General features: G+C 50.6%; 7 protein-coding genes. 2 read left to right on the top strand and 5 right to left on the bottom strand.

Annotated elements, in window-relative coordinates:
* Together ACJROR_RS12545 and ACJROR_RS12540 are read right to left on the bottom strand one after the other, a co-directional pair.
* Window positions 1-573: AAA family ATPase (locus ACJROR_RS12545; protein WP_406547330.1), on the bottom strand; the 573-nt coding region annotated here is incomplete at its 3' end.
* 145 nt (window positions 574-718) lie between these two features.
* Window positions 719-6,403 (bottom strand): DUF2339 domain-containing protein, encoded by a 5,685-nt coding sequence (locus tag ACJROR_RS12540; protein ID WP_406547328.1) that lies wholly within the window; start codon window positions 6,401-6,403, stop codon window positions 719-721.
* Window positions 6,404-6,607: 204 nt separating this feature from the next.
* Between ACJROR_RS12540 and ACJROR_RS12535 the strand changes: the two genes are divergently transcribed.
* Both ACJROR_RS12535 and ACJROR_RS12530 read left to right on the top strand, forming a co-directional pair.
* Window positions 6,608-7,012 (top strand): AAA family ATPase, encoded by a 405-nt coding sequence (locus tag ACJROR_RS12535; protein ID WP_406547327.1) that lies wholly within the window; start codon window positions 6,608-6,610, stop codon window positions 7,010-7,012.
* A gap of 195 nt (window positions 7,013-7,207) precedes the next feature.
* Complete coding sequence (locus ACJROR_RS12530; protein ID WP_406547325.1) at window positions 7,208-7,792, top strand: ATP/GTP-binding protein; 585 nt, start codon at window positions 7,208-7,210, stop codon at window positions 7,790-7,792.
* A 155-nt stretch (window positions 7,793-7,947) separates the two neighbouring features.
* On the opposite strand, the gene pntB is transcribed toward ACJROR_RS12530, so the two are convergent.
* From pntB to ACJROR_RS12515, 3 genes are all read right to left on the bottom strand, one after another.
* Window positions 7,948-9,489, bottom strand: a complete 1,542-nt coding sequence (gene pntB, locus ACJROR_RS12525; protein ID WP_406547324.1) for a Re/Si-specific NAD(P)(+) transhydrogenase subunit beta — start codon at window positions 9,487-9,489, stop codon at window positions 7,948-7,950.
* A gap of 11 nt (window positions 9,490-9,500) precedes the next feature.
* On the bottom strand, window positions 9,501-11,048 hold the full coding sequence (locus ACJROR_RS12520; protein WP_406547323.1) for a Re/Si-specific NAD(P)(+) transhydrogenase subunit alpha: 1,548 nt from the start codon (window positions 11,046-11,048) through the stop codon (window positions 9,501-9,503).
* Window positions 11,049-11,239: 191 nt separating this feature from the next.
* A complete protein-coding gene (locus tag ACJROR_RS12515; RefSeq protein WP_406547322.1) occupies window positions 11,240-12,145 on the bottom strand; it encodes a M23 family metallopeptidase in 906 nt (301 codons plus the stop codon).
* Window positions 12,146-12,332: the final 187 nt, after the last annotated feature.

Below are 12,332 nucleotides of genomic sequence, written 5' to 3'. Positions count from 1 at the left end.
GGCAAAAAAACTTTTGATGACATTCATTATTTTGTCTGTCTCATCCTTATTGTTCAGATGATGAGAGACTGGACTGTCATATTCGTCGATAAGAAGAACAATGCTTTTTGGATCGGCGTCTTTGACTCCCTGCTTTAAAACATATGATGGTTTTTGATAATTGCCCCGAGGATCCAGAGGATTTATCGTTTTTATATCAGCAAAGCTATCAACCAGATCCTGAGTAAGATCCTGTATAAGCTCTTCACAGGAATCGTCTGCATACAGAGAAAAATCCAAACGTACCACCTTATAGGTTTTGTCAGTCCATTTCTCCTCGCCGGTATCAATATCGAGACCTTTAAAATCCTGAAGGCCTCTGGAAAAGAGAGATTCAAATGTTGATACCAGAAGCGTTTTTCCGAATCTGCGGGGTCTGGAAAGAAAAACAGGAGCATTCTCGGTTTCGGCAATTCTGGCTATCATGGCTGTTTTATCAACATAAACAATCTCTCTTTCGCGTATGACACTGAACGAGGTGGCTGCATACGGCAGTTTCTTTATCTCCTTTAAGGTTAATATCGGCTTCCCCATTTTAATAACTCCCCAGAATAACCAATCCCTCAATTAATCATAATGCCCCTGCAGCGCGTTCCTCTCGCCATTTCTGAAATCCACTGTGATTTCTGTCAATTATTCTGTCGCGTGCCTCGTTGTCTTCCTTTATTCCTGCTGTTACTTATCGTTCCTCCCCGCTCCGGGAAAGGCTTCTGCTGAAATAGCTATACACAAAGCTGGCCCCCAGAAGAATCCCTCCTGCTAAGAGATACGACAATGCCTTGGTGATATCTCCGGTGTAGGTAATATCCACAATAAGCAGCTTCAAAATACACAGCATGCAGGCTGCAAGACCGGTTTTCCGGACAGCGGCGGCATCGCAGCGGAACCCGAAAATCAGAAGCAGCACAGCGGTAAAGAGCCAGGAAACAGTAAGAACCACGCCATCTTCAAGATCAAATACCACAGCAAGCACATAGATAAGAACAAATAGCTTTAGCATGCAATAGTAAATCTTAAGCTGTCTGAGATTCCCTCTCCGGAACATAAGAAACAGTGTCTGACAGTAACACAGTATCAGGGCAAGCGCCGCAGCAGCCTGAATTTCCAGTTGCGCCAATGAGGAATTGGCACTGGCCAGTATCTGGTCTGCCAGCGTCTGCTCTTTCAGCGAAAACAGGGCATAAAATGTCAGGATGGACAGTCCTTCCAGACTGACCAGATAAAGCCCCTTTCTCAGAAAAGCTCCGGAAAACGCCTCTGGCATATCCTCCGGGCAAACAGCCGAAAAGAAACCATGGCTCTTCTTTTCAGGAGATCCCGCAGGTTCCGAAAGAGTTCCCTCCTTTCCGGAAAACACATCAAACCTGATGTATGTAAGAAGGAGCAGCGCGGCTCCCATTCCGGCAAACATCAGAAGAAGAGTTAATGCCGGAGCCGGCCCTTCCAGAACAGTTTTAAGACCGGCAAGAAGCCCTCCCGCAGAAACCATAAGGGCAGCAATAAGACAGATTCTGGTGAAAAGCGGCCACACGAAAGCTGCTGCCGTATGCATTGCCCCGGAAAGTCCCTCCGATCCGGAGGCTCTATGAACAGCTTTTTCCGGAGACTCATCTCCGCCCCATGCAGATCTCATCCAGAAATAAACCAGCATTCCGGCATAAAGATCTGTAATTACAAAATAAGGAAGCCGCGGTAAATAGAGACTCCCAAAATCAGTAACCGGAGACAGATCAAAAGAACCATCAAAACTGAGAACCGCTATAACCAAGACTAAAACAGCCAAGATCACCGCAGCCGGAATATAAACCGCGGCAGGAACGGTTTCCCGCCCCCCTCTGTAATCGAAAGAGACCACTGACATCAGGGAAAAACCCGTCAGCGTTATAAGCATCACTCCGGGCCCGCCCCATCCCGGCATATTCCAGATAAGGGAGAGACTCAGGAAGGAGAGAAGCAGCATAGATCCGGCAAACATGACATAGTCCCGCCGGATCACCCCGTATACCGCGCTGAAAACCATGGGTATCAGGTACAGCCATGGCTTGTCAGCGCTAAGATTTAAGCTCGCAAAAAGCGCCGTGGCCCCCAGAACCGGCAGGAAATACCAATAAAAGGCCAGTCTCTGATCCTTAAGCCCCCGGCTGTGCCATCCCGCGGCAAAACAGAAGCCCAGATATGCGGCAATGTTGTAAAGATGCTGCCAGTTTTCCGGAAAGTCCCTGTAGTATATGAGGTAAACCAGAAGAATTCCGGCAAGCGCAAAAAGAGCTCTTCTCCAGACAACGGTCATCACGGCATAGGCCGCCAAAACCGCCCACCAGAACACCGGGTATCCCGGAATTACTCTCTGAACAAACTTTCTCCCGGACGCTAACGCCAAATCCAGCAAAAACGGCATGTCATGCTTAAGCATGACATAGTACAGCGCCGCAGCCGCTATAAGCAGGATAAAGACCGCAGAGCGCAAAAGCCAGGGCCGGTTCCGGAACCAGAGAACAAAAAGGAGATTCCCGGCAATAATGAACAGAGTATTGTAAATCCCCTGCCAAAGTTCAGACATCAGATGATAATAATGGCTGTAAACCAGAACAAGGGCGGCAAGAACGTAAATCCCCCTTCTCTGGTTAACGGTATTGTCGTCAAGTCCCCAGGCGCTCTCCCAGACGCTTTTCAGTCCGGCAAAAATCCGGTTCCATTTCATATTCCAAAGGGCCAGAACAGCATAGAGAGCCAGAGGAAGCGCCCAGAACACCGGGTACCCAGTGCCAAAGCTGCTTCCGGGCGTCAAATCCCCGGAAACGATACAGGCAGCCAGAAGAACAAACATGGTGGCAGCGGCGTGAAGCAGCACCGGCATTTTTGCCGCAAAAAGAACCCGCAGGGTAAAGAAAAGTATTACCGCAGTGTTAAAAATCTCAGCTCCCAGCGGAGAAAGATCCCGGTAACCATAAAGGTAAACCAGAGCAATGCCGGCCGGGACATATACCATATCCCGCTTCCAGATCCCGCAGAGGATCATGGCCGCCAGCACGCCCCACCAGTACATGGGGAAGATCTCCCAGGTCTTAACCGAAAGAACGACGCAGGAAAGCGCCGGAAGCGCCAGCATCACCAGAAGAAGCAGCAGTCGCATGCTCCGGTTTTCCCGGGGCACGAGACTCTGCACGCTGTAGCTTATAAAGATAAAATGCAGGGTGTTAAAGAATCTCTGCACTTCCGGGCTTAGCTCGTGGTAGTAGAACCCGTACATAAAGAACACTGCCAGAGCGAACAAAACAAGGGACAGCGTTCTTAAAAATACCGCTCCGGTACGGCGCCATACCGCATAGAAGGACAGCGACAACGGATACAGAATAAGCACCGGAACCATTCCGGCACGCAGAATGCTGTAGGTGGTCATTACGAGGAATATCGTAAGAGAGACCGCCCCCAGAGACAGGGCTCCGGGTCTCCGAATTCCCGCTCTCACAATATCCCCGAAAACAAAATAGCCCAGAAGAGCAGTATAGAACAGCCAGACGGCAATGGCCGCCGGGTATGATTCTCCCAGTTCTGCCAGAAGTCCCGGAAAATCTGCGTAATTGAAGTAGAAGAGCAGTGCCAGAACAATATTAAAAGAATGAATTCCCCGGCGGAACCATGACACATCTTCTCTCAATGCCGTTCCTGTCAGGGATTCTGCCGGGGTAAGACATTCCTGCTCCATGATGCCGGGCACAAAAGACATCAGACGCATCAGCGTTATATCAAACAGCGCCGCAAAAAAGAGCACGGCATAAAACGGCCAGGATGCCACGGGATGAAAGAGATACCCCGCCGTAAAGCCCAGTGAAAGGAAGACGATGTAAAGAATTCCCGGAAAAAGGATCATTTCAGGAATTATCTCGTTACGCTTCCGGGAGAAACAGCCGTTTATCCCCTTAAGAAACAGGAACGCCCCGGCCAGAAGTCCTCCGGAGCAGATAAGAGCATCTCTGAGAACGCCGGTTTTCGGATCAAGTCCCAGAGAGCCCAACCCCCAGCACAACAGAATCATAAGAGCCAGAAGAGCGGTGATGATTTCTCCGCAATGCCAGTATCCGGCCTTTAAAAGACCGGAACCGGAATACACGCCTGCCCGCATCCCGAAAGCTCCCGGGGCTTCGGAGCCCCAGCCCCGGTCAGTCTCAGGAGCGGATTTAAAGAAACGGCCAATTCCCAGAAAAACCGCAATCACAGCAATCAGGATCACCGCAGCAAAAACAAGCTCTGAAACCAGCGGCGTTCCGGAAACAATCCTATGGAGATGATTAAGATTACCGGTAATAAAAGCCAGCAGCAAAACAGAAAGCATTAGAACAAGCCCGCCCCGGAAGACATGCCTGCCTGAGGATTCTATTACTGATAAAGCCCCCTCTCCGGTTTTGTCTGCGGTACTGGCACCGTTATTTTCCGCCGCATTATCATAAGACAGCGGAGCCGCGGCATCAGGATCTGTAAAACACTTCCTGGAATAGTAAAGCCCGGCAGGAGAGCTGATATACCTGGCAGCGGAAGCGGAATCCTCCGGGAATTCCATGGCATTTTCCGCGCGAATGACAGCGGGAGCCCCTGCTTCTCTGTTTTCCCGCTGAACCTGAAAGCGTCCCCGTGTCCGGTTCCGGAGCATAAGAGCGTAAATAAAGCTCCCGACAATAATAAAGGAAAATACCGCTTTCCAAACCCCGGGAGTTACCATGTCCGGAAAAGCCAGACCGTCCCGGCAGACATGAAGCGCCCCGAACACTGTCAGATACAGAGCCAGCGGGAAGTACTCCTCCCGGTTACGGAACACTCTCCCGAAAATGAAATGCACGCCGCACAGGAGCAAAGCCAGAAGCGTCATGCCGGGAATTACCGTAAGAGAAATAATGATCCACAGATAAAGGAGGCCGGATATCAGGCGATCTCCCCAAAAACCACCTGCGGACATCCGCAACCTGTTTATGAAATAATAATCTCCGGCATAGACTGCCAGAAGTATTGTCATTTCAACAGGCAGGTAATTACGGAACAGTTTGTCGGTAATTACAGTGAGGATAATGGTAATGCCGAAAAAAGCCAGCATGTTCACCGCGGAACAGAATCTGATAAAGCCTGTGTTTTCCTGAGGGAAAGCGCTCCGGGACGAACCCGTGAGAGCCAGGAAACCCACAATAACTCCGGCGGCAAGAACAATCACAGTTCCTGCAAAGTCCCCTGACAGGAAACGTATTGCCCCGGAAGGATCCAGAATATTATCTGAATCCAGAACAATGGCGAGCTGCGTCGAAAGCAGCAGAAATGCCACCGCGGAGTTATAGCACACTACCGGCTGCTTTCTGAAACCGCCGTAAACATGGAAAGGCAGCTGGGCAAGCAAAGCCAGAAGAACACCGCTCTCCAGACTTGCATTCATACATTCTTCCACAATGGGAAGGCTTACCAGAATACCGATCTGAGCCAGTAATGAGAACAGATGATGCCGGTATGCCGTGGCCCACAGCATAGCCAGACACCACAAAATCAGGAACGGCCTCCAGACCCATGGCGGGAGCAGATCAAAATAGAAGCAGCCTAGAGAAATGGTTACATAAAGCAGGGTAAAGCCAATTCCGGCCACCGTGACCTGAAAGACATCGGCAAACGAAAAGTCCCGGTTATCCCGGCGAGATTTTTCAGAAGCCCAAAGCCCCCAGAACACAGCCGCAAGAGAAATCACCAGCATGGCCAGGAACTTGCCGGCCGGACCGAAACTGAAATGAATGTTTTTGGCCACCAGAATAAAGCCAATGCCCAGGAGGAGCGCCGCCCCTACCCCAGTCATGAGCTTCCCGGTAATAAGCTCGGAAGCGCTCCATGATTTCCGGGGTTCATCCTCCCCGGCGCTGTTCCAGGACACCTCGTCCTGACTCTCGTTAAGCTGCTGCCGCAAAGGCCTGCTGGAAATCTCCTCCCTTACGACTTCGCTTTCCGGCTGAATGTCGCAAGACTCGTTGTTATCGGAAAAACGGGATGCTTCAGGAGCAATGCTTGCAGCAGAAATTGATGCTGGCCGAGAAGCAGCATCTGAAGCAGCCTGAGAGCTCTCTAAAGCTTCAGATCTGGCTGAGATTGTTCCGATGCCGGACTTCTGCAAGTCCGCAGCAGCTGACTCTTTAAGCAAGGAGGAAGGCTGCGCATCCGGAGGGGTAATAGTTTCAGCCTTTGCGATCTCTGCCAGCTTCTCAGTTTTAAGATTTCTCAGGAGGTTCAGGAGTTCCGTTTCCGAAAGATTCCCCTGAATAAAGCTGCCCACCGAAGCTCTGATCCGGCCTTCTTCATCCGGAGAAAGAATGATTTCGGGGCTGTTTTTCATTACGGTCATGCAAAAAACCACGATGCAAGATTATGTAAAAACGTGTGACTGCGATATGCCCGGACTGAATTTCGGCAAAAATCACAGCTATACAGGGCATCATATGACAAAATAGAAGGACAAACAAGACATAACAGGCTTTGAAAAATCACCATGAAACCGCGAGAAAATAAAGAACCCGGCACAAGAGGATTTGATGCAATTCTCGCCGGCTTGTCAGACAGCATTGATCTCCTGACCGGAATGCATCTCCCCAAAGACCGGTATGATGCGGTTCAAAGGCAGGTAAATATCCTGCAGTCATATCTTGAAAGGAATCAGCCGGAACCGGAGCTTCACAGCAATGATATCAGGAACAGCGAGAACGACGAGATATTGCAGGCGCTGCCGTCTCATCAGCTTACATCCCTGCATATTGGCAAATTCAAAGGATTTTCCAATCCCTCCATTAACTGCTTAATGCGCATTAACATCTTTGCCGGAATCAATAACTCCGGCAAATCCGCCGTACTGGAAGCAATATACCTGCTCTTAAAACAAAATGACTTTACAGTCCTTAAGGAAATCTTAAGAATGCGGGGGAAAACAGCCGAGAGGAGAATCCTCTCTGACAACTAGATCCGGGAGCAAATCCCTGATTCCTCGATATCCGGAACCTTTGCAGATACGCCTGCTGCGGTAGACATCCACGCAATCTCAGAGGATATTGCGGAATGTGACAGATCTTCCTGTTTGCATAGCATGGAAATACGTTCATCATACGGTGAGATCTCTCAGAAAGCCAGAATAAGTTTTTTCACTGACCGGGAAATAGTGACAGACACTGACAGCGCCAAAAGCATTTGCCGGATTATTTTCGCTAATCAGTTTTTTCTGAACGAACCTCAGCGCTGTTCCGAATTATATTATCAGGCTGTGAGAATGAAGACGCTGCCTAAGATCATCAGTTTCATACAGAACAGGATACTGCCTTCTGTAAAGGATATCCGCCTTATTGAGGCTTCGCACCGTTTTTCAGTAACTGATGATAATTTCTCGCAGGCTGTCGATCTCTCCTGCTATGGCGAAGGGGTACAGCGGATTTTCTTTATCTCCCTCCTTTTTGCTTCGGCAAGGGACGGCGTTTTGCTTATCGACGAATTTGAAAACTCTGTCCACGTTGATATGCTGAAGGATTTTGCCGTCTTTATCCACAGTCTCTCCAAAGAATTCAATGTCCAGGTTTTTCTGACCTCTCACAGCAAAGAATGCATTGATGCCTTTGTGGAAAACCTGCCTGAAGATGATGTAATGTGCTGCGCCCTTGTTTGCGGAAATAACCGGATCAGACAGTATATCGGCAGGATTTTCAGGAAGCTTGTCAGTACTTCGGATACCGATCTCAGGAGGGCAAAGTAAGCCAGAAAAAAATACTTAGAGGCATCCTCAGAGATCTCCGTCCTGCAAACTCTCAGCCAGTACCGTCCCGGAAGACACGCAAAAAAAGGGAACCGTTTCCGATCCCCTTTGATACTTGTCTTATCAGTTACGAATAATAAAACAGCTGAGACTATTTAGATATTCTTAACAATTTCATCCACAGAAGCCTTGGCATCGCCGAAGCACATGTAGGAGTTTTCCTTAAAGAACAGCGGGTTCTGAACGCCTGAGTAACCAGGATTCATGGAACGCTTGAATACTACCACGTTCTTGGCTTCCCAAACCCTAAGCACCGGCATGCCGGCAATCGGGCTGTTCGGATTCTCCAGAGCGGCCGGGTTAACGGTGTCATTGGCGCCGATAACCAGCACAACATCGGTATCAGCCAGGTCATCATTGATTTCATCCATTTCCAGAACGATATCATAAGGAACCTTGGCTTCTGCCAGAAGCACGTTCATATGACCGGGGAGACGGCCGGCAACAGGGTGAATGCCGAAACGGACGTTCACGCCGCGCTCTCTCAGCTTGGCGGTAAGCTCGGCTACCGGGTACTGAGCCTGAGCCACGGCCATGCCATAGCCCGGGGTGATAACAACGGAGCCGGCTCCCTTGAGAAGCTCTGCCACATCAGCGCAGCTAAGCTCGCGGATCTCGCCCTGCTCTTCATTGTCAGCTGCCAGAGGCTGGTTGCCAAAACCGCCCAGGATAACAGACAGGAAGGAACGGTTCATCGCCTTGCACATGATGTAGGAAAGGATGGCGCCTGAGGAACCTACCAGAGAACCGGTTACGATGAGAAGGTCATTGTCAAGCATAAAGCCGGAAGCGGCGGCAGCCCATCCTGAATAGGAATTCAGCATGGAAATGACCACCGGCATATCAGCGCCGCCGATAGCAGCAACCAGATGAATGCCGAACAGGAAGGCGATCAGGGTCATCACCAGAAGGCAGGCCAGCTGCACGCCGGCAGCTCCGGATACCATGAACACAATCATGAGAGCCAAGGAAATCACCAGGGCTCCGACGTTGAGAAGGTTGTGAGCGGGAAGCATCAGCGGCTTGGACTGGAAAATAGCCAGCTTAAAGGAGCCGTTGAGCTTGCCGTAGGCCACTACGGAACCGGTGAAGGTCACCGCGCCGATAAACACGCCCAGAAAGATTTCAACGAGATGCACTACCTGCTCGGAAGCGGAACGCACCGGCTCAGCTACTGCCTGAGCCTGCGCCTGAGCGGCTGCGGCCAGAGCCTGAGCCTGCGCGCCGATAGTGGCAGGATCAGCTCCCATAAGATTGATATTGGCCATCTGAGAGGCAGGAGCGGAAGCAATGCCCTCAATAAAGCTGTTAAAGCCTACCAGCACGGCAGCCAGACCTACAAAGCTGTGCAGCATGGCCACCAGCTCCGGCATCTGAGTCATCTCAACCTTCTTGGCAAGGTGCAGACCGTAAATGCCGCCGGCAAACATGCCCACAAGAATCAGCGGGATAATAATGCCGAGGCCGCCGGCAGTACCGGTAAACACACTGGCGAAGGTGGCAATCAGGGCAATAAACATGCCCAAAATGCCGGAATTACATCCCCTCTTTGCTGTTTCCTGTTTGGACAGTCCGGCAAGACTCAGAATAAACAGAACTGCGGAGATGAGATAAGCAACATGTATAAAACCATTCATTTGTCAGTCTCCTAATCCTTTCTGAACATCTTGAGCATACGCTTGGTAACTGCAAAGCCGCCGAAGATATTGATTGAAGCAATCAGAATGGCGATAAAGCAGAGAACATAAATAATCCAGTCAGGGGAAGAACCTTCCTTAAGCACCAGCTGAACCAGAGCTCCCACGATGATAATGCCGGAAATGGCATTGGTTACCGACATCAGCGGGGTGTGCAGAGAATGCGACACATTCCATACCACGTAATAGCCAACAACGCAGGAAAGCACAAATACGGTAAGATGCGGCAGGAAGGAAGCCGGAGCAAAAATGCCAACCAGGAAGGCCAAGGCAATAACAACGGCTCCGAGACAGAGACGTACCAGAGGATTGACCTTCTTCTCTTCCTTCTTAGGCATTTCAGCGGGCTTCTGCTGCTGCGGAGCCGCGCTTACAGAGATCGGAGGAGGCGGGAAGGTGATAGCGCCTTCCTTGGTTACGGTCATGCCGCGGATAACCTGATCCTCAAAATCAATGTCAATATTGCCATCCTTGTTCTTGCAAAGGAGCTTGGTGAGGTTTACCAGGTTGGTGGAATACAGCTGAGAGGACTGAGCCGGGAGACGGCAGGCCAGATCGGTATAGCCGATGATCTTAACGCCGTTTTCGGTTACAAATACTTCACCGGGCTTAGTGCACTCGCAGTTGCCGCCGGTAGCGGCAGCCAGGTCTACGATTACGGAGCCGGCCTTCATGCTGGCAACCATTTCGGCTGACACCAAACGGGGAGCCGGACGGCCCGGAATAGCGGCAGTGGTGATAATGATATCAACCTCTTTGGCCTGCTCAGCAAAAAGCGCCATTTCAGCCTTGATAAACTCGTCGCTCATTACCTTGGCATAGCCGTCAGAGGAACCGCCATCCTCCTGCTTGAAGTTGAGCTTCAGGAACTCACCGCCCATGGAGTGAATCTGGTCGGCTACCTCAAGACGGGTGTCAAAGGCGCGAACAATGGCGCCCAGAGAGTGAGCCGCGCCGATGGCAGCAAGACCGGCAACGCCGGCGCCGATTACCAGCACCTTGGCAGGCGGTACCTTGCCTGCGGCAGTAACCTGACCGCAGAAGAAGCGGCCGAATTCGTGGGCAGCTTCAATTACTGCGCGGTAGCCGCTGATATTGGCGGTGGAGGACCGGGCATCAAGAGCCTGCGCTCTGGAAATACGAGGCACCATATCCATGGCCAGCACATTCACCTTGCGGGAATTCAGCTTTTCCATCAGTTCCTGGTTCTGGTTCGGCCAGAAGAAGGAAACAAGAGTGGAGCCCTCGGTAAGAAGCTCTGCCTCTTCATTGTCAGGAGCCTGAACCTTGAATACGATGGGTGAAGCCCAAACATCCTGAGCTTCGCCAATTTCAGCGCCGGCAGCCTGATAAGCTTCGTCACTGAAATCACCGTAAACACCGGCACCTTTTTCAACCAGTACCGTAAATCCCAGCTTTAACAGCTTGGCAACGGTATCCGGAGTGGCCGCTACACGAGTCTCGCCAGCGGTACTTTCCTTAGGTATACCTATCTGCATTTAAATATTCCTGTGAGTTAACTGAAAAGTGTTCTGAACGCCGGATTATACACCAAATAAACGCAGATTTGACATAGGTATCATCTGCCGGCAATTTGTCAGCATAACGCCGGAATGAACATGATAATCTCCCAGGGCCGGCAGGGAATAACCGAAACACCGCCGGGAGCCTGACAGAATGCCCGGAAAGCTTAGTTGGAAAGAGGAGTGCCGCTGAAGGGTTCCTTGCCGTTCAGCTTGAACTTGATGGATTTAATACCGTTTCCGGTATTGGTCTGAATGGCAAAGTGGAGATGCGGCCCTGTGGTATAGCCGGTATTCCCGGAAAGAGCAATCACCTGCCCCTGCCGCACTGTGTCCCCGGGCTTCACCAGCTGAGAATGCCCTTTAAGATGCACATAGATGGACATGGTGCCGTCATCATGTCCGATGCGGATATAGTTGGCGTGCGGTCTGAATGAAGGATCCGGGCCGCCCTTGTCGGAACTCATCCTCATGTCCATGACCTTGCCGGATTTCGCCGCCAGAATTTTGGTGCCGATAGGCATGGCCACGTCAATGGCATAGCGGCTCTTGGGCCCCTTATGGGTAAAGCCGCCCTCCCAGCCCTGAGTAACCCGGTACTTTCCGACAAAAGGCACAATAAGATCCTTCTCTCTGGAGGAATAGTAGACGTTTTCATCACCCTTGAAGAGACTTCCGATATCAAAGGAGTTGGTAATGGACACCTCTTCGTCGCTGATGACCTCCAGCCGGCCGAGGTAGTATTCGGTATTTCCCGGAATTTCCAGCGGCGTGTCAAAAAGAATGTCAGAATCAATGGCATCCTTATTGGTAACATGAACCTTGCAGGTTATGGTGCTGTTAAACTTGTTCATGACATACAGGCTGCCGGTCTCGGTATCCAGCCGGAATATCACATTGTCAGGATCCGGCTGCCCCAGATCGTCAAACTCGTCATAGTCATATCCCTGAGCCTCAGATTCGTCGTCTGTATAGTGGGTTACGCCGTTTTCATCCACAAAACGGAGAATTTTGCCGGAGGAAACATCAAAAGCCAGCAGCAGGGACAGCGTCAGAGTCCCTGTGAGAAGCATTCTTATAAATCCTGTTTCTGTTAATCTCTTCTTTTTGTCCGCAATCTTAAACATGTCTGATACCTGCGCCGAACTTCAGAAAATGCACTCTGAGACAGCCTGCGAGTCCTGTTCTCACCCCGCCGCTCTCCGGAATTTAAGCTTCCCCCGGACTGAAAATTCTTTCCATAAGCACCGCGTTTTCATA

This window comes from Succinimonas sp. (assembly GCF_045225735.1).
GTDB lineage: Bacteria > Pseudomonadota > Gammaproteobacteria > Enterobacterales > Succinivibrionaceae > Succinimonas.
Note: the sequence above shows the minus strand (reverse complement) of the source record. Positions and strands in the feature narration are given on the sequence as shown.